The 23,495-nt window shown below is 73.1% G+C and carries 20 protein-coding genes and 1 tRNA gene; 15 read left to right on the forward strand and 6 right to left on the reverse strand.

Annotation, left to right across the window (positions count from 1 at the left end; genetic code table 11):
• Nucleotides 1-6 precede the first annotated feature (6 nt).
• From Aru02nite_RS05840 to Aru02nite_RS05850, 3 genes are all read left to right on the forward strand, one after another.
• Nucleotides 7-1,242: a molybdopterin molybdotransferase MoeA gene (locus Aru02nite_RS05840; protein ID WP_203655520.1), complete on the forward strand. Its 1,236-nt coding sequence runs from the start codon at nucleotides 7-9 to the stop codon at nucleotides 1,240-1,242.
• Nucleotides 1,239-1,868 carry a GNAT family N-acetyltransferase gene (locus Aru02nite_RS05845; protein ID WP_203655521.1) on the forward strand — a complete coding sequence of 210 codons (630 nt, stop codon included), beginning with the start codon at nucleotides 1,239-1,241 and terminating at the stop codon, nucleotides 1,866-1,868. The genes Aru02nite_RS05840 and Aru02nite_RS05845 overlap by 4 nt, the downstream gene beginning before the upstream one ends.
• A 108-nt stretch (nucleotides 1,869-1,976) precedes the next feature.
• The gene (locus tag Aru02nite_RS05850) at nucleotides 1,977-2,783 is read left to right on the forward strand and encodes a hypothetical protein (protein WP_203655522.1); all 807 of its coding nucleotides are present in this window, start codon (nucleotides 1,977-1,979) and stop codon (nucleotides 2,781-2,783) included.
• A 111-nt stretch (nucleotides 2,784-2,894) separates the two neighbouring features.
• Here the strand turns inward: Aru02nite_RS05850 and Aru02nite_RS05855 are convergent.
• Nucleotides 2,895-2,968: transfer RNA gene (locus Aru02nite_RS05855), tRNA-Ala, on the reverse strand.
• Between the two features lie 562 nt (nucleotides 2,969-3,530).
• Here Aru02nite_RS05855 and Aru02nite_RS05860 point away from each other — a divergent pair.
• Genes Aru02nite_RS05860 through Aru02nite_RS05875 form a run of 4 tightly spaced genes read left to right on the forward strand, consistent with a single transcriptional unit; the run spans nucleotide 3,531 to nucleotide 7,856 of the window.
• Nucleotides 3,531-6,410 (forward strand): sensor histidine kinase, encoded by a 2,880-nt coding sequence (locus tag Aru02nite_RS05860; RefSeq protein WP_203655524.1) that lies wholly within the window; start codon nucleotides 3,531-3,533, stop codon nucleotides 6,408-6,410.
• Nucleotides 6,410-6,856, forward strand: coding sequence for a roadblock/LC7 domain-containing protein (locus Aru02nite_RS05865; protein WP_203655526.1), 447 nt, complete (start codon nucleotides 6,410-6,412; stop codon nucleotides 6,854-6,856). Before Aru02nite_RS05860 ends, Aru02nite_RS05865 begins: the two co-directional genes overlap by 1 nt.
• Before the next feature lie 14 nt (nucleotides 6,857-6,870).
• Entirely contained in the window at nucleotides 6,871-7,242 is a 372-nt protein-coding gene (locus Aru02nite_RS05870) for a DUF742 domain-containing protein (RefSeq protein WP_275408585.1), read from the forward strand.
• Between the two features lie 29 nt (nucleotides 7,243-7,271).
• Nucleotides 7,272-7,856 (forward strand): GTP-binding protein, encoded by a 585-nt coding sequence (locus Aru02nite_RS05875; protein ID WP_373324845.1) that lies wholly within the window; start codon nucleotides 7,272-7,274, stop codon nucleotides 7,854-7,856.
• Nucleotides 7,857-7,916: 60 nt separating this feature from the next.
• Here Aru02nite_RS05875 and Aru02nite_RS05880 read toward each other — a convergent pair whose 3' ends face one another.
• The 3 genes from Aru02nite_RS05880 to Aru02nite_RS05890 all read right to left on the reverse strand — a co-directional run bounded on the left by Aru02nite_RS05880 (nucleotide 7,917) and on the right by Aru02nite_RS05890 (nucleotide 11,945).
• Entirely contained in the window at nucleotides 7,917-9,509 is a 1,593-nt protein-coding gene (locus Aru02nite_RS05880; protein ID WP_203655530.1) for an Hsp70 family protein, read from the reverse strand.
• A 44-nt stretch (nucleotides 9,510-9,553) separates the two neighbouring features.
• Nucleotides 9,554-10,195: a nucleotide exchange factor GrpE gene (gene grpE, locus Aru02nite_RS05885; RefSeq protein ID WP_203655531.1), complete on the reverse strand. Its 642-nt coding sequence runs from the start codon at nucleotides 10,193-10,195 to the stop codon at nucleotides 9,554-9,556.
• A gap of 199 nt (nucleotides 10,196-10,394) precedes the next feature.
• Entirely contained in the window at nucleotides 10,395-11,945 is a 1,551-nt protein-coding gene (locus Aru02nite_RS05890; RefSeq protein ID WP_373324846.1) for a dolichyl-phosphate-mannose--protein mannosyltransferase, read from the reverse strand.
• 60 nt (nucleotides 11,946-12,005) lie between these two features.
• Between Aru02nite_RS05890 and rsmI the strand changes: the two genes are divergently transcribed.
• The gene (rsmI, locus tag Aru02nite_RS05895; RefSeq protein ID WP_203655532.1) at nucleotides 12,006-12,857 is read left to right on the forward strand and encodes a 16S rRNA (cytidine(1402)-2'-O)-methyltransferase; all 852 of its coding nucleotides are present in this window, start codon (nucleotides 12,006-12,008) and stop codon (nucleotides 12,855-12,857) included.
• A gap of 202 nt (nucleotides 12,858-13,059) precedes the next feature.
• The gene (locus Aru02nite_RS05900; protein ID WP_203655533.1) at nucleotides 13,060-13,929 is read left to right on the forward strand and encodes an aldo/keto reductase; all 870 of its coding nucleotides are present in this window, start codon (nucleotides 13,060-13,062) and stop codon (nucleotides 13,927-13,929) included.
• A gap of 84 nt (nucleotides 13,930-14,013) precedes the next feature.
• Here Aru02nite_RS05900 and Aru02nite_RS05905 read toward each other — a convergent pair whose 3' ends face one another.
• Nucleotides 14,014-14,799: a hypothetical protein gene (locus Aru02nite_RS05905; RefSeq protein WP_203655534.1), complete on the reverse strand. Its 786-nt coding sequence runs from the start codon at nucleotides 14,797-14,799 to the stop codon at nucleotides 14,014-14,016.
• Nucleotides 14,800-14,894: 95 nt separating this feature from the next.
• Here Aru02nite_RS05905 and metG point away from each other — a divergent pair, with 95 nt between their 5' ends.
• From metG to Aru02nite_RS05935, 6 genes are read left to right on the forward strand one after another with little or no spacing between them, the layout of a single operon-like run.
• Nucleotides 14,895-16,673: a methionine--tRNA ligase gene (gene metG / locus Aru02nite_RS05910; RefSeq protein ID WP_203655535.1), complete on the forward strand. Its 1,779-nt coding sequence runs from the start codon at nucleotides 14,895-14,897 to the stop codon at nucleotides 16,671-16,673.
• A 6-nt stretch (nucleotides 16,674-16,679) separates the two neighbouring features.
• The gene (locus Aru02nite_RS05915; RefSeq protein ID WP_203655536.1) at nucleotides 16,680-17,513 is read left to right on the forward strand and encodes a TatD family hydrolase; all 834 of its coding nucleotides are present in this window, start codon (nucleotides 16,680-16,682) and stop codon (nucleotides 17,511-17,513) included.
• Nucleotides 17,514-17,558: 45 nt separating this feature from the next.
• Nucleotides 17,559-18,671 carry a resuscitation-promoting factor gene (locus Aru02nite_RS05920; RefSeq protein ID WP_203655538.1) on the forward strand — a complete coding sequence of 371 codons (1,113 nt, stop codon included), beginning with the start codon at nucleotides 17,559-17,561 and terminating at the stop codon, nucleotides 18,669-18,671.
• 59 nt (nucleotides 18,672-18,730) lie between these two features.
• The gene (rsmA, locus tag Aru02nite_RS05925) at nucleotides 18,731-19,546 is read left to right on the forward strand and encodes a 16S rRNA (adenine(1518)-N(6)/adenine(1519)-N(6))-dimethyltransferase RsmA (RefSeq protein WP_203655731.1); all 816 of its coding nucleotides are present in this window, start codon (nucleotides 18,731-18,733) and stop codon (nucleotides 19,544-19,546) included.
• 29 nt (nucleotides 19,547-19,575) lie between these two features.
• Complete coding sequence (locus tag Aru02nite_RS05930) at nucleotides 19,576-20,535, forward strand: 4-(cytidine 5'-diphospho)-2-C-methyl-D-erythritol kinase (RefSeq protein ID WP_373324847.1); 960 nt, start codon at nucleotides 19,576-19,578, stop codon at nucleotides 20,533-20,535.
• A gap of 54 nt (nucleotides 20,536-20,589) precedes the next feature.
• Entirely contained in the window at nucleotides 20,590-22,386 is a 1,797-nt protein-coding gene (locus tag Aru02nite_RS05935) for an ABC-F family ATP-binding cassette domain-containing protein (protein ID WP_203655542.1), read from the forward strand.
• Nucleotides 22,387-22,409: 23 nt separating this feature from the next.
• Here the strand turns inward: Aru02nite_RS05935 and mgrA are convergent, their stop codons facing one another.
• On the reverse strand, nucleotides 22,410-23,435 hold the full coding sequence (gene mgrA / locus Aru02nite_RS05940) for an L-glyceraldehyde 3-phosphate reductase (RefSeq protein ID WP_203655544.1): 1,026 nt from the start codon (nucleotides 23,433-23,435) through the stop codon (nucleotides 22,410-22,412).
• Between the last annotated feature and the right edge of the window lie 60 nt (nucleotides 23,436-23,495).

Consider the following 23,495-nt stretch of genomic DNA (forward strand, 5'->3'; position numbering starts at 1 on the left):
GCGCCGATGGCCACCGTCACGCTGACCCCGCTGGCCGACTTCCTCCAGCAGGTACTCGCCAAGATCCGTCCGCTGCCCCCGCTGGACCTGGAGCTGACCCAGGCGTACGGCAACGTCTTCGCCGAGGACGTGGTGGCTCCCGGGCCGCTGCCGGCGTTCGACCACGCCGCCATCGACGGGTACGCGGTGCGGCTCGACGACGTGGCGGGCGCCCGCGAGGACCGGCCGGTGCGGCTGAACGTGGTCGGTGACGTCGGCGCGGCGTCGTGGCGGCCGGTCCGGGTCGGTTCGGGCAGCTGCCTGTCGATCGCGGCGGGCGCGCCGATGCCCGCCGCCGCCGACGCCGTCGTACCGATGGCGTGGACGGACGAGGGCATGGCGTCGGTGGAGATCTACGCGTCGCCCAAGCGCGGCCACGGCGTACGGCGGGCCGGTGACGAGCTGGCCGCCGGGTCCGCGGTCGCCTCCGCCGGTACCGCGGTGACCGCGCCGGTCGTCGCCCTGCTGGCCGCCGCCGGCGTCGCCCACGTCGTCGTACGCCCGTGCCCGCGCGTGGTGGTCGTCGCGACCGGCGACGAACTCGTCGAGACCGGCCGGATGTCCGCACCCGGCCAGGTCGTCGACGTCAACTCGCACGCGCTGACCGCGGCGGCGGTCGAGGCCGGCGCGCTCGCGTACCGGATCGGGATCTGTGACGACGACCCCGAGGGACTGCGCGCCGTCCTGGAGGACCAGACGCTGCGCAGCGACCTGATCGTGATGACCGGCGGCACCGGCCTCGGCCCCGGCGACATGGTCCGCCGCATCTTCGGCCGCGACGGCACCGTCCCCTTCACCGACCTCTCCGTGTACCCGTGTTCGTCGCTCGGGTTCGGCACCGTCGGCGTCGAGGAGGTCCCGATCGTCTGCCTGCCGGGCGATCCGGGCGCCGCCCTCATCGGCTTCGAGATCCTGGTACGCCCGGTCATCCAGCGGCTGTCCGGCGCGGAGCCCGTGTTCCGGCCGAGTATCAAGGCGCACCTGCTGGAGACGCTGTCGTCGCCGGCCGGGTTGCGCGAGTTCCGGCCGGCGCAGGTGTCGGAGCGCCGCGGCGGCGGTTACACCGTGCAGCCGCTGGCCGGTGGGCCGTACACTCTGTCGGGCCTTGCCGAGGCGAACGGGTTGCTGGTGCTGGGGGAGCGGGTCTCCACCGCCGCGGCAGGCTCCACAGTGGACGTACTGCTGATCGATCGGCGGAGATGAACGCGCATCCTGGCTGGCCGGCCGTCCTGACCGACGGCGACGTGACCCTCCGGCCGTACACCCGGGCCGACGCCGCCGCCTGGGTCGAGGTACGCCTCGCGAACGAGGCGTGGCTGTCGCCGTGGGAGCCGGACCCGCCGGGTCGCTGGCAGGACGTGCACACCGTCCGCGCCTTCCGGTACGTGTACCGCGACCTGAAACGGTCGGCCGCGGACGGCAGCACGATGCCATGGGCGGTGTGTTGGCAGGGCACGTTCGTCGGCCAGCTCACCATCGGCAACATCGTGCGCCGCGCCTTCTGCTCCGGCTACGCCGGCTACTGGATCGACCACCGGCACGCCGGAAAGGGCATCACGCCGACCGCGCTCGCGCTCGCCGTCGACCACGCGTTCGGCCGTGGCGGGCTGCACCGCGTCGAGGTCAACATCCGCCCGGAGAACAAGCCGAGCCGGCGCGTCGTGGAGAAGCTCGGCTTCCGCGAGGAGTCGTACCACCACCGGTACCTCTACATCGCCGGCGGCTGGCGCGACCACCTCGGGTACGCGCTGACCACCGAGGACGTCGCCGCCGACGGCGGCCTCCTCGCCCGCCTCCACCGAAACCGCAGCGACCGCCCCACCTCCTGACCCCCGTTACCGCCAGGTAGGCGCCCCGGTGTGGCGCCGCGGAAATGCAGCGTCCCGGCCGTAGCCTCGGATGACAGCATGTGACTACCTGACGGGAGGGGTCCGGGGGTGCCGACGTCGGTGCTCCTCGCCGTACTGGCGGCGGCGGGCCTGCTCGCTCTCGCACCGGCCCTCGTGCGCCGGTACGACACCACGGAGCGGCAGGTCGCGGAGCGCGAGTGGTCCACGGCGCGGGTCCTGTCCCGCCCGCGCCGCCGACGCACCGTGCCACGTGGCCGCCCGGTCAACCCGCCCCGCCGCGACGCCGCCCCGTCCACCGCCGTACCGGACGCGGCCGGCTCGCCCCGACGCGCCGACCGCCACGGCCCCGCCCGCCGCGACCTCGCCCGCCGGCGCCGGCGCCGCGCGTTCCGTCGGCTGCGCCGCGCCCCGCTGGCCCGGCTGCTGCGCGGCGGACTCCGCGGCCGCCCGCCCGCCGACCTCACCGACGAGCAGCGCCGCCGCTGGTGGCGCTACCACCGCCGCCGCGTACTCGTGGTCCTCCTCGCCGTACTGGTGGTCCAGCTCGGGCTCGGCGCCGGCCTCGCACCCGCGTTCTTCGTCGGCGCCGGCGCCACCGTGCTGCTCACCTGCGCGTACCTGGTGCACCTGCGGAACCGGGCGCTCGCCGACGCGCGTCGCCGCCGCGAGGCCGCCCGCCGGTACGCCGAGGAGGAGATTCGCGAGGCCCGCGCCCGGGCGCTGCGCCGCCGTCGTGCCGCGGCCCTCGCCGCCGCCCGCCGCGCCACCCTGGAACGCGAGTTCGCCGAGGCGCGGGAACGTGCGCTGGCCGCGGAGCGCGAACTCGCCGACGGTACGTACGGCGCGCCGTTCCTGCGGGGCCGTCCGTACCAGGCGCGCGCCGTCAACCTCTGACAACCGACCGGCCCGCCGCGCAGCGCGCGCCAGGAAACGAATGCTCCCGGGAGACGAATCAGGCGACGCCGTCCGCTTTCCCGCGGACACGCGTCGCCTGATTTCCGAACGTGGAGCTGAGGGGAGTTGAACCCCTGACCCCCTCGATGCGAACGAGGTGCGCTACCAGACTGCGCCACAGCCCCTTGCGGAATGAAGGTTAGCAGGTGGTGCCGGAGGGGTGCGAACCGATACCCCGGTGCCGCGGTCGAGTCGGGTCCGGGGCCTCGGGCGCCGGCGTCGACGGTGTGGCGGGGGCGACGCGGACGCGACCCGACGAGTACCGGACCTCGCGTCGGTGGCTGGTCGGCCCGCGCTGGCGTACGCGACGAAGGGGTGTCGACCGTTACGGTACGAGCGACCGTCTTCGTCACCCGCTGAGCGCACAGTCTGAAATCACGGATCGTGCTGGTGCAGGTGGGAGCGCTGTGACCCAGCTGTCGCACCTCTTGTGCGATCCGGGGGCGTCCGGTTAGGTGATGATCGGTCCGGTCGCCGGGGGACGCGACGTGAGTGGAGCCGACTGGACTGTTATGGTCTCCGATGTGCGCGTTTGCCCTGCGCGCGGCGATCATCGGGGCTCGGGTCGTTCGCCGTGGGTGGTCGCTCGGTGTCCCTGTTCGTTCCCTGTTCGTGTACGTTCCGTGATGAGGCCCGCCATCCATGAGCGTTCGCACCTGGTCGATTCGATCCCGACTCGTAGCCCTGGTGACCGTCCCGATCGTCTGCTTGGTCGTGTTCTGGGGGTTCGCCAACTACCTGACCCTCGGTGACGGTCTCCGGCTCTACAACCAGGGCACGCTGATCAACAAGCTCACCGTGCCCGTCGACAACATCGTCCGCGCGGTACAGGCGGAGCGGCGTGCCTCGGTGGTGTACCTGGCCGCCCCGTCGGCGCAGAACCAGGAGTCGCTGGCCGCGGCGCGCAAGGTCGTCGACCGCGACATCGCCGAGTACCGGAAGGATCTGTCGGACAGCTCGGTGCGCAGTGTCGCGACCGACCGGATGATGGGTCTCGCCCGCGACGAGCTGACCAGGCTCGACGGGTTGCGCAAGCTGCGCGACGACGTGGACGGGCGGAGCATCTCCACGCCCACCCTGATGTCGTCGATGACCGACATGCTGGACGGCGTCAACCTGCTGTACTCGCAGGTCACGAACTTCCCCGACGAGGAGACCGCCGCCGAGGGCCGGTCGCTGGCGATGCTGTCGCACGCCCGCGAGCTGCGGTCGCGCGAGGACGCGGTGCTGGCCGGGGCGCTCGCCACCGGCAAGTTCAGCGGCGAGTCGTACCGGATGTTCGTGCAGGCCGTGGGCGTGCAGCAGTACCAGTACCACGAGGCGTACGCCGCGCTGACGCCCGAGGACCAGAAGCTGTACGACGCGTTCGTCGCGAAGGCGCCGTTCCCCGAGCTTGCCGCGATGGAACGCAGCGCGATCGACAAGGGCAGGCCGGGCCATGCCGTACCGGTGAACGAGACGCAGTGGGCGCAGGCGAACGCCACCGCGCTCAGCTCGCAGTACACGTTCGAGCAGCACCTGAACGCGGTGCTCAGCGACCACGCGAAGGCCCCGTCGTACCTGATCTTCCTGCGGCTCGGGCTGGCCGGGCTGCTCGGCCTGATCGTGATCGTCATCTCGGTACTGGTGGCGCGCCGGGTGTCCCGCTCGCTGATCAAGCAGCTGCGCGCGCTGCGCGACTCGGCCCGCGACCTCGCCTGGGTACGACTGCCGGCGGTGGTGCAGCGGCTGAGTTCCGGGCAGTCGGTGGACGTCGACCGCGAGGTGCCGTCGCTGCCCGCGGGCAAGGACGAGATCGGCCAGGTCTCCGAGGCGTTCAACGAGGTCGGCCGTACCGCGGTCCGCGCGGCGAACGAGCAGGCCGAGCTGCGTTCCGGCGTGGCGAACGTGTTCCTCAACATCGCGCGGCGCAGCCAGACGCTGCTGCAGCGGCAGATCGGCCACCTCGACGTGATGGAGCGCAAGGCGGCCGAGCCGGAGGCGCTGGAGGACCTGTTCCGGATCGACCACCTGGCCACCCGGATGCGCCGCAACGCCGAGAACCTGGTCATCCTCGGTGGCGGCCAGCCCGGCCGGGTCTGGCACGAGCCGATGCCGCTGCTCGACGTGCTGCGCAGCGCGGCCAGCGAGGTCGAGCAGTACGAGCGGGTCCGGGTGCTGCCGTTCCCGCCGATGATGCTGGCCGGTTCGGTGATCTCCGACGTGGTGCACCTGACCGCGGAGCTGATCGACAACGCGACCGCGTTCTCGCCGCCGCACACCAAGGTGAACGTGACCGGCCAGGCCGTACCGAAGGGGTTCGCGGTCGAGATCGAGGACCGCGGTCTCGGCATGAAGCCGGAGGACGTGGCCGCGGCGAACCGCTGGCTCGCCACACCGCCCGAGTTCGACGTGCTGGCCCTGTCGGAGAACGCGCGGCTCGGCATGTTCGTGGTGGCGCGGATCGCCGCGCGGCACGGGATCCGCGTCCATCTGCGGCCCTCGCCGTACGGCGGGACGACGGCGATCATCCTGCTGCCGAGCGAGCTGGTCGCCGAGGCCGGCGCGGTGGACGAGCTGTCCGCCCGCGACGCGGACCGTACCGCGGTCGGGGAGGCGGACGACGAGGCGTTGGTACCGGCGGACGTCAGCCCGGTGCGCGGCCCGGTGCTCGTCTCCGCCGGCGTACGGGACGGCGACGAGTCGGAGGCCGCCGTCGCCGAGCCGACCCGCCTCCCCGTACGCAGTGGCGGGATGCACCGCGCGCCCAGCGAGCTGGAGGAGTCCGCCGGGCCGGACGAGTCGCCCGCGCCGGCCGACCCGGCGATCGCGGCGCGCACCGACGAGCAGTCGACGCGCCCCGAGGGCCCCACCCCGCGGTACGAGGAGCCGCCCGTGCGCCACGAGGACCCGGTGACGCGGTACGAGGAGTCGACGGTGCGGCACGAGGAACCGGCGACGTCCGGCTGGCCGACCCTGACGTACCCGTCGGGCGACGGCGAGCCGGCCGGGCTGACGCCACGGGCGGTACCGCCGGCCATGTCGGCGATCGACTCGCCGACCGTGGAGACCCGCATCATCGACGCCCGCCGGGTCGTCGCGCCGCCGGCCGAACCGCCGCGCGCCGAGCCGCCCCGGCCGGAGCCGCCCCGTGCGGACCCGCCACGGGTGGAACCGCCGCGGCCGAGTCCGCGCCCGGATTCGGCGCCGCCGAGCCCGCGGCCGCGTACCGAGCCGGTGGCGGCCGAGTCCACGGCCGAGGCACCGGCAGCGTCGCCGGAGTCGGACCCGGTGGAGGGTGGCACCCACCTCGGCCTTCCCAAGCGAGTGCGTCAGGCCAACCTGGCGCCCGGTCTCCGCAACGGCCCGCCCCGGCCCGGACCGAACGGTCCGCAGACGCCCAGCGCGCCGCAGCGCAGTCCGGAGGAGATCCGGAAGATGATGAGTTCGTACCAGCGGGGCACGACGCGCGGCCGGCTGCCGGACGCGCCGCCTGACGGTGAGAAGGGCGACGAGGCGCCAACCCTCGGCACCCCACCACAGGCACAGAATCTGACCACGGTCGAGAGCGGTAGGGAGGACGGCTGATGACGCAGCACACCACATCATCCAGAGATGCGGACTGGCTGCTCGAAGATCTGGTACATCGGGTGGCCGAGATCAAGCACGCGGTACTGCTGTCCGCCGACGGGCTGCTGATCGGCTCCTCCGACGCGCTGAGCCGCGCGGACGCCGAACACCTGGCAGCGGTCGCGTCCGGCTTCCAGAGCCTGGCGCGGGGCGCGGGTCGGCACTTCCAGGCCGGAGAGATCCGGCAGACGGTGATCGAGATGGACACCGCGTTCCTGTTCGTCACGGCTGCCGGCCACGGGGCCTGCCTGGCGGTGTTCGCGGACGCGGACTCCGACGTCGGGCTCGTCGCGTTCGAGATGAACCTGCTGGTCCAGCGGGTCGGGCAGAACCTGGCGACCACGGTGCGGTCGCCGCTGATGACCGCGCCACCATCGCCCGCCGACCCGCTCTTCCAGCAGTAGGTCGGGGGGCCGCGGTGTACCAGACGGGTCAACACGCAGTACCGGACGGCGCGGGGCCGCTGGTCCGCCCGTACGCGATGACGCATGGGCGGACCAGACCGTCGTCCGACAACTTCGACCTGATCGCGCTGGTCGTCGCGGCGGACGTACCCACGCCCACGGTCGGGCTGGAGCCGGAGCACCACGTGGTGCTCCGGCTGGCCCAGCAGCCGATCTCGGTGGCCGAGATCGCGGCGCACGCCGACCTTCCCGTCGGCGTGGTCCGGATCCTCCTGGACGACCTGCGCGCCGGTGGGTGCGTCCAGGTGAAGGCGCCGATGTCGGTGGCAAAGATGCCCAACACGCGGGTGCTGCGGGCCGTGATCAACGGCCTGCGTGCGCTGTAGCGCAATAGGACGACGACGGAGTGTCTACTGTGGACGAGATTCCCTACGCGATCAAGATCCTGATCGCGGGCGGTTTCGGCGCGGGAAAGACCACCATGGTCGGCTCGGTCTCCGAGATCGAGCCACTGCGCACCGAGGAGGTCATCACCGCCGAGTCCGTCGGCATCGACGACCTCGCCGGCGTCGAGGAGAAGACCACCACCACGGTGGCCATGGACTTCGGCCGGATCACCCTCAACGACGGGCTCGTGCTCTACCTGTTCGGTACGCCGGGGCAGGACCGGTTCTGGTTCATGTGGGACGAGCTGTCGCTCGGCGCGGTCGGCGCGGTCGTCCTCGCGGACACCCGGCGGCTCGCCGACTGCTTCCCCTCGATCGACTACTTCGAGCAGCGCGGCACGCCGTTCATCGTCGCCGTGAACTGCTTCGACGGGGCCAAGCAGTACCGGACGGAGGACGTGCGGATCGCGCTGGACCTGGACGACCACGTCCCGGTACTCCTGTGCGACGCGCGGAAGCGCGAGTCGAGCAAGAGCGTACTCATCACGCTGGTGGAGTACGTGTTGCAGCGGTTCTCCGGCGAGCTGGAGAACACGTCCGAGGTCATGGCCTGACCGCTGACGCACGACGGCGCGCCACCCGGCAGGGCGGCGCGCCGTTCGTCGTCGGAGGTGTCAGCCGACCTTCATGGCGGCCAGCCGGGCGCGCGCCTCGGCGACCGGGGCGCTGCCCTGGCCGATCAGGTTCACCGCGAGCTGCGCCGGAGTGCCGTCCGCGACGCTGGCCGACAGCGTGGGGACCCCGCTGCCGGACAACGCCACCGTGACGGTCGCCCCGGTACCGGCGGGTGCGGTGCTGGGGAGCCGGACCGCGCCGGCGCCGATCACCCGGTAGCCGTCCGGCGCGTACCGCGAGGTGGAGGGGCCGTCGGACTCCTCCAGCAGGGTGAAGTCGACCTGCCCCGCCCCGTCCGCGGTACTGGTCAGCTCGTGGCTGGTGGACGCCGGCAGCGCCGCGTGCGCCTCCACCACCACCGCGTACTCCGCGTCGTCGGTGAGGCGGGAGCCGGGCCGGGGCGCCAACGCGTACCCCCGGGCGGAGACGCGGCCGATGCTGCGCGCCGCCATCCGGTCCTCGGCGTCGGCGGACAGCCCGGACTGGCTGGCCATCCGCGCCGCGCCGGTCGTGTCGCCGGACGCGGCGAGCCGCCGGTACGTCTCCTCGAACGCGTACCACGCGGCGCCGCGGGCGACGGCCAGGTCCGGGTCGTGCAGCCGCGGCTCGATGCCGAACTCGGCGCCCACCCGCGCCGCGACAGCCGGCATCCGCGACGAGCCGCCGACCAGCAGTACCTCGTCGATCCGCGGTACGCCACGCTCGGCGGCGGCGGCCAGGACCTGCCGGGTCACCTCGATCGTGCGGTCCAGCAGGTCCGCGGTCAGCTCCTCGAACCGCTCCCGGGTGATCGGCACGGACGTGACCCGACCCTCGTGCATGACCCGGACGGTCCGCTCGGTCTCCTCGGACAGCCGGCGCTTCGCCTCCTCGACGCGCGCCCGGATGTCCTGCACCGTCGCCGAGTTGTCGAACGGGTGCGACACGTCCGGGTGCGCGGTGCAGAACGCGTCCACCACGTACTCCGCGAGGCGCTCGTCGAAGTCGACGCCGCCCAGCTCCACGTCGCCGCCGGTGGCGACCTCGTGCAGCCCCTTCGCGCTGACCGTGACGACCGTCGTGTCGAACGTGCCGCCACCCAGGTCGTACACGAGGATGGCGCGGTCGGCGCCGGTCTCGCCGACGCGGTAGCTGTGCGCGGCGGCCAGCGGCTCGGACAGTACGTCGATGACGGTCAGCCCGGCCAGCTCGCCCGCGCGCCGGGTCGCCGCGCGCTCCGCGAGCCCGAAGTACGCCGGGACGGTGATGACGGCCTCATCGATCTGCTCGCCGGTGGCGTCGGCCGCGTCGGACACGAGCCGGCGCAGGATCAGCGCGGAGACCTCCTCGGCGCTGAACGTCTGCCCGTGCATGGTCAGCGTCGTGTGCCGGCCCAGCTCGCGCTTGATCAGCTCGACCACCAGGTCCGGCTCCAGCACCGCGGTGTCCTTCGCCTTGGCGCCCACCACCACGCTGTCCGCGGTCGAGAAGTACACCGCGGAGGGGGTGGAGTCGCCGCCCTCGCGGCTGCGGACCACGGTGGGGCGACCAGTCGCGTCGAGGTACGCGACGCTGGAGTACGTCGTGCCCAGGTCAATCCCGAATACGGCCACGTTGTTCGCTTTCTCTCCGGTTCGCTCGGCGCCTGATCCCCGCGTCAGCGCCCGGTCAGTTGTGCCACCACCACGTCGGCCCGCCGGGCGATCTGCTCACCCCGGACGAAACCAGAAGATACCGTTTCGACCACGAGGCCGTCCCACGCCGGATCGTCCACCGGCACGGTGTCCACGGGGCGGTGCAGAGCCATGTCGTACCGCTCGCCCTTGGCGACGTCGAACGGCTCGACCCCGGTACGCCCCAGCACCTCGACGGTCTCCTCGGCGAACGCGGCGAACAGGGCGCCGACCTGGCCGGAGAACATCGCGTACAGCGAGGCGTCGGACTGCGGGTTGTTCGGGTCCGGGTTGTTCTCCCGGCCGGCCATCGACCAGCGGTCCGCCTCCCGGCGGGCGTAGTCGTACAGCCGGTAGAGGCCGGCGCGGACCGGCTCCAGCGTCGCCTCCAGTTCGCTGCGGCGCAGCGACTGGTTCTCCGAGTGCAGGCGGTCGATGATCTCCTCGCGGAACGCGGCGCGTTCCTGCTCGCGGGCGACCGCCGAGTGCAGCTCGGCGAGCCGCTCGGGCAGGTGGCTGAGCGCGGTGAGCTGCGCGCGGATCACGACAAGCTCGGCGCGCAGCGGTCCGAGCGCGTCGGCCCGTAGTGGACCGATCGCGCCGGAAACGTCGTCGGGCTCGGGCACCGCACACCCCCTCCGGCGGATCCCACCGCGCCCGGGTGCGCTTCACCCGGGCGCCGGTCGAGATGCCGCTGATGTCGAACTTATCGACCCGCCGCACGGACGCCGACGGCCGGCTGCGTCGCCGATGTTGTCGTCGGTCGTGGACGGTCTGGATTCAATCTAGTCACGCCGATGTGTGCCGCGCCGCATGCCTTGTCCGTCAGATCCATTTGTTACCGAGCCACATCCGCGCGAACCAGTCCGAGTACGGAATCGTCTCACCCACGTACAGCGGATAGAAGTACAGGAAGCAGAGGGCGACGATCGCCACGTACCCGCCGGCGACGAGTGCGCCGACGAGCCGTCGCTCGGCCGTCGCCGTCCGTGGTCCGATGACCATGCCGAGTGCCATGGTCACCGCGAGTACCAGGAAGGGTTCGGCGGGCAGCGCGTAGAAGTAGAACATGGTGCGGTGGTCGGAGAACTGGTAGTACAGCCACGGGACGATCCCCATCGCCGCGCCGACCAGGACGAACCAGCCGCGCCAGTCGCGCTTCGCGATCGCCCACCAGGCGGTCGCGCCCAGTGCCGGGACGAACGCCCACCACAGCGCCGGCGTACCGAGCAGCAGCACCTCGGCGGCGCACTGGTTCGAGCCGCACGGTCCGTTCGCCGAGTAGTAGTAGGACACCGGGCGGGCCAGCGTCAGCCACTGCAACGGCCACGACTGGTACCCGTGCTTGGTGGTCAGGCCGGTGTGGAACGCCAGGATGTCCCGGTGGTACTCGAACAGGTTGACCAGCGCGCCGATCACCGGCGGCTCCGGCATGTGGTGGTCGCGCAGCCAGTGCCGGTCCCAGCTGTGGTCGTTGGCGAACCAGCCGGACCAGGCCGCGAGGTACACCACGACGATCACCCCGAGCGACGCGAGCAGCCAGCCGAACTCGTCGAGGATCGCGTCCCGCCACGGATGCCGTACGCCGGCGGCGCGGCGCGCGTGCGCGTCCCACACGTACGCCAGCACGAAGAACAGCAGGATGTACCAGACGGCACTCCACTTGACGGCCATGCCGGCGCCGAGGAGTACCGCGGCGGCCAGCCGCCACCACGGAACGCCGTGCGCCGGGCGCTCGGTCGCCGGGTCGCCGCCCCGCTCCAGCAGGCCCAGCCAGCGCGCGCGGACCGCCTCCCGGTCCATCACCAGGCAGGCGAACGCGGCCAGGACGAACATCATCAGGAAGATGTCCAGCAGCGCCACCCGGCTGGACACGAACGCCATCCCGTCCAGCGTCATGAGCAGCCCGGCCGTACAGCCGAGGAGGGTGGAGCGGAACATCCGGCGCGCCAGCCGTACCAGGATCACGACCGAGACCACGCCGGCCACGACCGACATGATCCGCCAGCCGGTCTCGTTGTTCCCGAACAGCAACTCGCCGACGCCGATGATCCACTTACCGAGCGGCGGATGGGCGATGAACGAGCCGCTGTCGGTCTTGTCGTCCCACTCGACGCCGTGCAGCAGCAGGTTGTGCGCGTCGGTCGCGTAGTAGATCTCGTCGAAGATCTTGCCCTTGGGGTGGGCCAGGCCGACCAGCCGCAGCAGCGCCGCGACAGCCGCCACCGCGGCCGTGAACAGCCACGACGCCGGGCCGTCCGCCGGCATCGGCGGCCTCAGCCGGCGCCGCACGTCCGCACCGACGGGTCGCCGCTGGCCGGGCTCGACTGTCAACTCCGCGACTGGCACCCGACGATCGTAGGCTTCACTCACCATCGGCGGTACGGCCCCTGCCCGTCACCGCGGGCAGAGCGGCGGAAAGGGCACACGGTACGCATGGCGGACGATCACCGCGGACAACTGGTCCTGGCCGGGGCACCACTCGGCAACACGGCCGACGCCAGCGAACGGCTGCGCGCCGCGCTCGCCGACGCGGACCTCGTCGCCGCCGAGGACACCCGCCGCCTCCACCGGCTCGCCGCCGAACTGTCCGTGACCCTCCCACCCCGGATCGTCTCGTACTTCGAGGGCAACGAGGAACGCCGCACCCCCGAACTCCTCGCCGAACTCACCGCCGGCACCCGCGTCACGCTCATCACCGACGGCGGGATGCCGAGCGTCTCCGACCCCGGGTACCGGCTGGTGCGGGCGGCGATCGACGCCGGCGTGGCGGTGACCGCGGTGCCCGGCCCCAGCGCGGTGACCACGGCGCTCGCCGTCTCCGGGCTGCCCTGCGACCGCTTCTGCTTCGAGGGGTTCCCGCCGCGCAAGCCCGCCGAACGCCGCTCCCGGTACGCGGAGCTGGCGGCGGAGCCGCGCACGCTGGTGTTCTTCGAGTCGCCGCACCGGATCGCCGGGTCGCTCGCCGACCTGGCCGCGGCGTTCGGGGCGGACCGGCCGGCGGCGCTGTGCCGCGAGCTGACCAAGACGTACGAGCAGGTGCGGCGGGGTGCGCTCGGCGAGCTGGCCGCGGGCGTGGCCGACGACCCGCCGCGCGGCGAGATCACGCTGGTCGTGGCGGGCGCGCCGGCGGTACCGCGGGTGGCGCGCAGCGCGGCGGAACTGGCCGCGGCGGTCGACGCGCAGCAGGCCACCGGGCTGTCCCGGCGCGACGCGATAGCCGCCGTGGCCGCCGAGACCGGCACCCCGCGCCGCGAGGTGTACGCCGCGGCCGTCGCGCGCCGCTGACCGCGCGGTGTCTGCTGACCGCTGACCGCGGCCGTCCGCGCCGTGACCGCTGACCGCGGCGGCCGCGCGCCGCTGACCGCGCCGTGGCCGTCCGCGCGGTGACTTCGGCGAAGTCTTGACCTGGACCGCGCTCCAGGTGGCAGTGTCGCCCTCGTGCGGCGGTCCGCACCCGCCGTACGGACCGACAGTGGAAGGGACGGGCATGCGTACTCGCAGGCTGGGGCGGCTGGACCAGGACAGCTCGGTGATCATCTACGGCGCGGCGATGCTGGGCGGCGTCGATCAGGACACCGCCGACGAGTCGATCCAGTACGCGCTGGACAGCGGCATCAACCACTTCGACGTGGCCGCCTCGTACGGGGAGGCGGAGCTGCGGCTCGGACCGTGGATGCCGCGGATCCGGGACCGGATCTTCCTCGCCACCAAGACGGGCGAGAAGGACGCCGACGCGGCGTACCGGCAGATCAACGCGTCGCTGGAGCGGCTGCAGACCGACCACCTGGACCTGATCCAGCTGCACGCGGTGTGCGACCACGAGGACCTGGACCGGCGTACCGGGGCGGGTGGTGCGCTGGCCGGCGCCGTCCGGGCGCTCGACGCGGGGCTGGTCGGCGCGATCGGCATCACCGGGCACGGGCACGAGGCACCCGCCGTCCACCTGGAGGCGATCCGCCGGTACGACTTCGCCACGGTGATCACGCCGCTCAACCACGCGCTCACCCGCCAGCCCGGGTACTACGACGACTTCCGGGCGCTCGCCGCCGAGACCGCCCGGCGCGGCGTGGGGCTGATGACCATCAAGAGCGGCGCCCGGCGAAACTGGCCGTCGGGTGGCACCGACGGCCCCTACACCACCTGGTACGAGCCGCTCGACGAGCAGCGGTACATCACGGCGTCGGTGTCCTGGGTGCTGTCCCACCCGGAGATCACCGGCATCCCGACCGCCTCCGACGTCCGCCTGCTCCCGCTGTACGTCGAGGCGGAGCGGTCCACGGTCGGCGCCGAGGAGGCCGTCGCGACGCTCGCCGAGGTGGACGACTACACGTCGCCGTTCCTGCGCCAGGTGATCTGACGGCGGCGGGGTGTCCGGGAGCCGGGCACCCCGCCGCCGGGCGCTTCGCCGGCGGTACCGGGCGCGGGTTCGGCCGCGCGCCCGTCACCAGGCGGCGGCGAGCAGGCCGGCGGTGATGACCAGCGGGCCGAGCATGCTCAGCGTGCAGGCGACCGCGCGCTGCCGGCCGCGCAGCCGCCACGCGCCGGTGGCCAACGCGATCAGCAGGCCCAGCACCAGGACCAGCGCGAGCGGTACGGCCCAGCGCAGGAGCAGCCCGAGCGAGTCCCCGACGTACGCCTGGCGGCCGGTCTGCGACACCATCCGGGCCGGGCGCCGTACGCCGACCGGGGCGGCGTCCCCGCCGGACACCGGTACGCCACGCACCCGGTAGCGGTCGCCGCCGGCGGCGAAGTCGCCGACGCAGCGCTTCAGTACGCCGTGGCCGGTGCATCGGGTGACGGTGACGGTGCCGCGGTCGGCGTGCCCGACGGCCAGCCAGAACGGCTCCGCACCCACCCACGCGAAGAACGCCGCGAGCAGCGCGAACACCACCAGCAGCGGCAAGCCCACGCCGGGCCGGCGCGGCGCGCGGAACGGTACCGGTCGGGACTCGGGACGGGTGAGGGTCGCCGCGCGGGCGCGCCCCCCGTCCGGCCACAGCGGGAACTCGCCCGACCCGCCGACGTCGGCCGGGCGGACCGGACCACCGTCCACGTGGTACTCGTCGACCAGGCCGGTCTCCGGGTCGCGGGTCTCGTCGTCGAGATCGTCGTGGCGGTCGTCGTCGTGGAGGTCGAGGGGCGCCGCGCCCGGGGCGCCCGCGTCGGCCGAGTCGCGGTCGACCCGCGGCTCGGGCACCGGGTGACTGTCGGCGTCCTGAGTGGTCACGCCCCTCATTCCACACCTGTCGGGCAGCGGGGACGCGGTGCCACACCGGCGCCGGCGCCGGGAAATCGGCTCGCCGCCCCCGATAGAGTTGCCGCATGAGTCACGTCTTGACAGCAGTCGCCTGGCCGTACGCGAACGGCCCGCGACACATCGGCCACGTGTCCGGTTTCGGGGTGCCCTCCGATGTCTTCAGCCGGTACATGCGGATGGCCGGTCACGACGTGCTGATGGTCTCCGGCACCGACGAGCACGGCACCCCGATCCTGGTACAGGCGGAGCAGGAGGGCGTGTCGCCGCGCGCGCTCGCCGACCGGTACAACCGGGTGATCGTGGAGGACCTGCACGCGCTCGGCCTGTCGTACGACCTGTTCACGCGGACCACGACGCGCAACCACGCGGCGGTGGCGCAGGAGCTGTTCCGCACCGTGTACAAGAACGGCTACCTGATCGAGAAGAAGACGTCGGGGGCGATCTCGCCGTCGACCGGCCGCACCCTGCCCGACCGGTACATCGAGGGCACCTGCCCGATCTGCGGGTACGACGGGGCCCGCGGCGACCAGTGCGACAACTGCGGCAACCAGCTCGACCCGACGGACCTGATCAACCCGCGGTCCCGGATCAACGGCGAGAAGCCGAAGTTCATCGAGACCGAGCACTTCTTCCTCGACCTGCCGGCGCTGGCCGACGCGCTCGGCGACTGGCTGCGCAGCCGCCAGGGCTGGCGGCCGAACGTGCTGAAGTTCTCCCTCAACCTGCTCGACGACCTGCGGCCGCGGGCGATGACCCGGGACATCGACTGGGGCATCCCGGTGCCGCTGCCCGGCTGGGAGGAGAACCCCAACAAGCGGCTGTACGTGTGGTTCGACGCCGTCATCGGGTACCTGTCGGCGGCGATCGAGTGGGCCCGGCGGGGCAAGGACCCGGAGGCGTGGCGGCGCTGGTGGTCCGACCCGGCGGCCCGGCAGTACTACTTCATGGGCAAGGACAACATCACGTTCCACTCCCAGATCTGGCCGGCCGAGCTGCTGGCGTACGACGGGAAGGGCGCGAAGGGCGGCAGCCCGGGGAAGTACGGCGAGCTGAACCTGCCGACCGAGGTGGTGTCGAGCGAGTACCTGACGATCGGCGGGCAGCAGTTCTCCACCTCCCGCAACGTGGTGATCTACGTACGGGACATGCTCGCCCGGTACCAGCCCGACGCCCTGCGGTACTACATCGCCGTGGCCGGGCCGGAGACGCACGACGCGGCGTTCACCTGGCCGGAGTTCCTGCGGCGGACGAACGACGAGCTGGTCGCCGGCTGGGGCAACCTGGTCAACCGTTCGATCTCGATGGCCGCGAAGAACTTCGGCCGGGTGCCGGCGCCGGGCGAGCTGACCGGCACCGACCGGGCGCTGCTGGAGCACTCCCGCGCCGGGTTCGCCACGGTCGGCGAGCAGCTCGGCCGGCACCGGCAGAAGGCGGCGATCACCGAGGCGATGCGGGTCGTCGCCGAGGCGAACAAGTACATCTCGGAGTCGGCGCCGTGGAAGCTGGGCGACGACCCGGAGCGGCAGGGCACCATCCTGAACACCGCGCTGCAGGTGGTCAGCGACTGCAACACGATGCTGTCGCCGTTCCTGCCGCACTCGTCGCAGCGGGTGCACGAGCTGCTCGGCGGTACGGGGGAGTTCGCGCCGCAGCCGACGATCCAGGAGGTCGACGACCTGGACGGCGGCCCGGGGTACCCGGTGCTCACCGGTGTCTACGACTTCCCCGCGTGGGAGTCGACGCCGCTGCCCGCCGGCCGGGAGCTGGCGAAGCCGAAGCCGGTGTTCACCAAGCTCGACCCGGGCATCGTGGACGAGGAACTGGCCCGGATGGCCGGCGAGTAGCTGGTCATGGCTGGTCATTCCCACGGGCGGCGGGGCGACCCGCCGCCCGCTCCCGAGCCGCTGCCGGTCGCGGTCGCCGACGCGCACACCCACCTGTACATCGCGGCCCCGGACGATCCGGCCGGTGCGCTCGCCGCGGCCCGCGCCGTCGGCGTCGACCGGGTCGTCGAGGTGGGCTGCGACGTACCGTCGTCGCGGGCGGCGGTGGCGCTGGCCGAGGCGTACCCGGGGGTGCTGGCGGCGGTGGCCGTGCACCCGAACGACGCGCCCGACCTGCCGGACCTGCCGGCCGCGCTGGCGGAGATCGACGCGCTGGCCGCCCGCCCGCGGGTCCGCGCGGTGGGCGAGACGGGGCTGGACCGGTTCCGTACCGGGGATGCGGGGCGTGCGGCGCAGGAGGAGTCGTTCCGGGCGCACATCGCGATCGCGAAGCGGCACGGCAAGCCGCTGATGATCCACGACCGGGACGCGCACGACGACATCTTCCGGGTACTCGAATCCGAGGGTGCGCCGGACACCGTGGTCTTCCACTGCTTCTCGGGCGACGCGACGATGGCGCGGCACTGCGCCGACCGCGGGTGGTACGCGAGCTTCGCCGGGAACGTGACGTTCAAGAACGCGGCGGAGCTGCGCGCGGCGGCCGCGGTACTGCCGGCGGAGCTGCTGCTGGTGGAGACCGACGCGCCGTACCTGACGCCGATGCCGTACCGGGGGCGGCCGAACGCGCCGTACCTGGTGCCGTTGACGGTGCGCGCGCTGGCCGAGGTCCGGGGCGTGGCAGTGGACGAGCTGTGCGGCGCGCTGTCCGCGAACGCCGGCCGGGTGTTCGGGACGTGGTGACCCGGGGCAGCGTGGCGCCCGCCGAGTTCGTACAGTTTCGTTCTCGTGGGTACCCCATACCGCGCGCGGCGCGGCCAGCGGTCCGGGTGGAAGTCCTTCGCGGCGATCGGCGTGCAGCTCGTGGCGCTGGTCGCGGTGCTGGGTACGGCCGGTTTCTTCCTCGCCCGGACGCACACCGTGACCGTCGTGGATGACGGCGCGGCCCGCCAGGTCCGGTCGTACGCTTGGACCGTCGGTGGCGTGCTGCGGCAGGCCGGCGTACGGCTCGGCCCGCACGACACGGTGTCGCCGCACCCCGACGACATGGTCGGCGGCCGGATCGTGGTCGGCCGCGGCCGACCCGTGACGCTCACCCTGGACGGCCGGCGCAGCCGCCGCTGGGTGACCGCGCGCAGCGTCGACGGGCTGCTGGCGACTCTGGGGCTGGCGCACCGGCCGGTCAGGGTGTCGGGGCCGGCGGACGGGGCGATCGGGCGGGACGGAGCGGCGGTCGAGGTGCGTACCCGGAAGCGGCTGACGCTCGTGTCGGACGGACACCGCACCACGGTCAGCACGTACGCGGCGACGGTGCGGGACCTGATCGCGGAGCGCCACCTGAAGCTCGGTACGAGTGACGAGACGGAGCCGGCGGCGGGGCACACCCTCGCCGGCGTGCCGACCGTGTCGGTGTTCCGGGTGACCCGGCGTACGGCGACGGAGACGGTGACGGTCAAGGCGCCGCTGAAGACCGAGAAGCGCAGCGACTGGATGCTCGACCAGCAGGGCGTGGTCGACGACGGCCGGAACGGCGAGCGCCGGGAGAAGGTGGAGTACATCTACCGCGACGGGAAGAAGTACCAGCGGAAGGTGCTGTCGTCGACGACGGTGGTCACGGCGAAGCCGCGGGTCGTCGCCAAGGGCACCACGCCGTACCCGGCGGACGACACGGGGCTGAACTGGTCGGCGCTCGCCCAGTGCGAGTCGGGCGGCAACCCGCAGCGGGTGTCCGCCGACGGCCAGTTCATGGGGCTGTACCAGTTCAGCGCGGACACCTGGCAGCGGATGGGCGGCATCGGCCTGCCGTCGGAGGCCACCGCGCGGGAGCAGACGTACCGGGCGATCCAGCTGTACAAGCGGTCCGGCAAGGGGCAGTGGCCGGTGTGCGGGGCGAAGCTGTGACGAACGATCCGGGTACCGCGCCGGCGAGCCGGCCGCTCGGCCCCGCCGAGGTACGCGCGATGGCCGGCGCGATCGGTGTGTCCCCGACGAAGACCCTCGGGCAGAACTTCGTGCACGACCCGAACACGGTGCGCCGGATCGCGGCGGTGGCCGGCGCCGACGGGGACGTGGTCGTCGAGGTCGGCCCGGGTCTCGGCTCGCTCACGCTGGCGCTGCTGCCCACCGTCCAGCACCTGTACGCGGTGGAGATCGACCCGCGGCTCGCCGCCGCCCTGCCCGGTACGGTCGCGGACCGGGCACCCGACCTCGCCGACCGGCTGACCGTACTGACCGCGGACGCGCTCCGGATCGACGCCGGCGACCTGGGCCCGTACCCACCGACCGCGCTGGTCGCGAACCTGCCGTACAACGTGGCGGTGCCGGTGCTGCTGCACCTGCTGGCGGTGCTGCCGACGCTGCGGCACGGGCTGGTCATGGTGCAGCAGGAGGTCGCCGACCGGCTGACCGCGGGCCCCGGTTCCCGCACGTACGGGGTGCCCAGCGCCAAGCTCGCCTGGTACGCGGCGGCCCGGCCCGCCGGGTCCGTCCCGCGTGCGGTGTTCTGGCCGGTGCCGAACGTGGACTCCGGGCTCGTCGCCTTCACCCGCCGGGAACCGCCGTCCCCGGGCGTCGGGCGTACCGCGGTGTTCGAGGTGGTGGACGCGGCGTTCGCGCAGCGCCGGAAGACGTTGCGGGCGGCGTTGGGCCGGTGGGCGGGCAGCCCGGCGGAGGCGGAGCGCGTGCTGCGCGCGGCGGGGGTCGATCCCGGCGCCCGCGGCGAGTCGCTCACCATAGAGGAGTTCGGTCGGATCGCGGCGGCCCGGCACGCAGGATGACGGTGCCGCCGGAGGAGAGAGGCGGCGCGTTGTCCGAGGCAGTGGAACCGGCGGCCGGGTACGACGGGCCGCGGCTGGCGGCGTCCGGCTCGGTCCGCGTCCGGGTGCCCGCGAAGATCAACCTGCACCTGGGGGTCGGCCCGCGCCGGCCCGACGGGTTCCACGAGCTGACCACCGTCTACCAGGCCATCTCCCTGTACGACGAGCTGACCGCGGACCGCGCCGACCGGCTGGAGCTGGTCGTCGAGGGCGAGGGCGCCGACGTCCTGCCCACCGACGAGAACAACCTCGCCGTACGCGCGGCCGTGCTGCTCGCCGACCACCTCGGCGTCCCGCCCCGGGTACGGCTGCACCTGCGCAAGCAGATCCCGCTCGCCGGCGGGCTTGCCGGCGGCAGCGCCGACGCCGCCGCCGCGTTGGTGGCCTGCGACGCGCTGTGGGACGGCGGACTCGACCGGAACGAGCTGGCCACGCTCGCCGCCGACCTCGGCAGCGACGTGCCGTTCCTCGTACCGGGGGGCACGGCGCTCGGTACCGGTCGGGGCGAGGTGCTCAGCCCGGTCCTCGCGGTCGGCACCTGGCACTGGGTCGTCGCGGTCGCCGACGGCGGCCTGTCCACCCCCACCGTGTACGCGAAGCTCGACGCGTTGCGCGACGCCGGGACCGTACCGGCGGAGGGGGTGGGTGCGCCGGACGAGCTGCTGGCCGCGCTGCGCCAGCACGATCCGCGCGTACTCGCCGCGGCGCTGGCGAACGACATGCAGGCGGCGGCGCTCGCGTTGCGCCCGACCCTCGCCCGTACGCTCGACGCCGGGCTGGCGGAGGGGGCGCTCGCCGCGCTGGTGTCGGGGTCCGGGCCGAGCTGCCTGTTCCTCGCCGCCGACGCCGACCACGCCGCCTCGGTCGCCGCCCGGCTCACCACCCACGGCGTCTGCCGTACGGTGCGCACCGCGCACGGCCCCGTCCCCGGCGCCCGCACCACCCCCTGAACCGCCGCGCGGGGCGGCGACGACAGGTACGGACGAACGGCAGGGAGCACAGCAGTGGCGAACATTGTCAACATGGACCGGGTCTCGAAGGGGTACGCCTCGGCGCAGCTCCTGGACGAGGTGTCGCTCGGTCTCGACGACGGCGACCGGGTCGGGGTGGTCGGCCTCAACGGTGCCGGCAAGTCGACCCTGCTGCGGCTGCTCACCGGTACCGAGGAGCCCGACTCCGGTCGGGTCACGCAGCGCCGCGGGCTGACGGTGGGCGCGCTGCCGCAGTCGATCGACCTGCCGCCGACGGCGACGGTCCGCGACGTGGTGATCGGGGACGTGTGGCTGCCGGCGTTCGGCGCCGAGCACGAGTGGGCGGGCGACGCCGGGATCCGCGCCGTACTCGGCGGTCTGGGCATGCCGGGCCTCGGGCTGGACACCGAGGTCGGCCCGCTGTCCGGTGGGGAACGGCGCCGCGTCGCGCTCGCCGCCCTGCTGGTACGGCCGGCGGATCTGCTGATCCTCGACGAGCCGACGAACCACCTCGACGTGGCCGGCGTGTCCTGGCTGGCGGCGTGGTTGACCCGCGAGCACCGCGGCGCGCTCGTCGTCGTCACGCACGACCGCTGGTTCCTCGACGCGGTGTGTACGGCCACGTGGGAGGTCGCCGACGGCTCCGTCCACGCGTACGAGGGGGGCTACGCGGCCTGGACGCTGGCCCGCGCCGAGCGGTCCCGGCGGGAGGCCGTCGCCGAGGAGCGCCGGCAGAACCTGCTGCGCAAGGAACTCGCGTGGCTGCGCCGCGGGGCGCCGGCCCGTACCAGCAAGCCGAAGTTCCGGATCGACGCGGCGAACGCGCTGATCGCCGACGTACCGGAGCCGCGGGACACGGTGTCGCTGCACAAGCTCGCCACCGCCCGCCTCGGCAAGCAGGTGTACGACCTGGAGGACGTGACCGTCGCGTACGGCGAGCGGAAGGTGCTGGACGACGCGACGTTCCGGGTGGGGCCGGGCGACCGGATCGCGCTGGTCGGCGTGAACGGGGCCGGCAAGTCCACGCTGATCCGGCTGCTCACCGGCCAGCGGCAGCCCGACTCGGGCACGGTCCGCGCCGGCCAGACCGTCCGCGCCGGCCACCTGTCCCAGGAACTCGACGAGCTGCCCCGCGACATCCGCGTACTGGAGGCCGTCGAGCAGGTCGCCCGCCGGGTACGCCTCGGCGACCGGGAACTGTCGGCGGCGCAGCTGGCCGAGCTGTTCGGCTTCGGGGAGCGCCGGCTGTGGTCGGTCGTCGGCGACCTGTCCGGCGGCGAGCGCCGGCGCCTGCAACTGCTGCGACTGCTCGCCGGCGAGCCGAACGTGCTGCTGCTCGACGAGCCGACGAACGACCTGGACACCGACACGCTGGCCGCGCTGGAGGACCTGCTGGACTCCTGGCCGGGCACCCTCGTCGTCGCCAGCCACGACCGCTACCTGGTCGAACGTGTCTGCGACACGGTCGTGGCGCTGCTCGGCGACGGGAAGCTGACCGGCCTGCCCGGCGGCATCGAGCAGTTCCTCACGCTGCTGCCGGACCCGACCGAGCAGGGCACCGGGACGCTCACCGCGACCGCGCCGAAGGCCGCCGCGGACCGTACCGGGCCCAGTGCCGCGGAAGTACGCGCCGGGAAGAAGGAACTCGCCCGGCTCGAACGGCTCGTGAACCGGCTGGAGACGCGGGAGTCCGAGCTGCACGCCCAGCTCGCCGAGCACGCCACCGACTACGGCAAGGTCACCGAACTCGACGCGCACCTCGCCGAGGTACGCGCCGAGCTGGCCGCCGCGGAGGAGGAGTGGCTGGCGCTCGCCGACCAGCTCGGCTGACCGCGCGGGTCGGGTCTTGCGGGTCAGGTCTTGGAGGACCGGGCCCACAGGTTGATCGCGGACTCCTCGGCGTACCGGTCGATCTCGGTGAGTTCGTCGGCGGTGAACGCGAGGTTGTCGAGCGCGGCCACGTTGTCCTCCAGCTGGCGTACGCTGCTCGCCCCGATCAGGACGCTCGTGACCCGCGGGTCGCGCAGCGCCCACGCCAGCGCCAGCTGCGCCAGCGTCTGGCCGCGCCGTCCGGCGATCTCGTTCAGGGCGCGGATCCGGCCCATCGCCTCGTCGGTCAGCAGCTCCGGCGACAGCGACTTCCCTTGCGCCGCACGGGAATCCGCCGGTACTCCGGACAGGTACCGGTCGGTCAGCATGCCCTGCGCGAGCGGCGAGAACGCGATGCAGCCGGCGCCCACGTCTTCCAGGGTGTCCAGCAGGTCCGGCTCGATCCAGCGGTTGAGCATCGAGTACGAGGGCTGGTGGATGAGCAGCGGCGTACCGAGTTCGCGGAGGATCTCGGCGGCGCGCGCGGTGTCCTCCGGGGAGTACGAGGAGATGCCGGCGTAGAGCGCCTTGCCCTGCTGCACTGCGGAGTGCAGCGCGCCCATCGTCTCCTCCAGCGGCGTGTCCGGGTCGAACCGGTGGGAGTAGAAGATGTCGACGTGGTCGAGGCCCATCCGGGACAGCGACTGGTCCAAGCTCGCCAGCAGGTACTTCCGCGACCCCCACTCGCCGTACGGCCCGGGCCACATGTCGTAGCCCGCCTTGGTGGAGATCACCAGCTCGTCGCGGTACCGGCGGAAGTCGGCGGCCAGGTGCCGGCCGAAGTTCCGCTCCGCCGACCCGTACGGCGGGCCGTAGTTGTTGGCCAGGTCCAAGTGCGTGACGCCCAGGTCGAACGCCCGGCGCAGGATCGCCCGCTGCGTGTCGAACGCCCGGTCGTCGCCGAAGTTGTGCCACAACCCGAGCGACACGGCCGGCAGGCGCAGCCCGCTCCGACCCGAGCGGCGGTACGTCATCGACCGGTACCGGTCGTCGGCTGCCTGATAGTCCATGGCCGCATCCTCCCACCCGTACCGGGTGCCCGCGGTGTGACGTGACGACGCGCGGACCGG

Source organism: Actinocatenispora rupis, from assembly GCF_016861975.1.
GTDB lineage: Bacteria > Actinomycetota > Actinomycetes > Mycobacteriales > Micromonosporaceae > Actinocatenispora > Actinocatenispora rupis.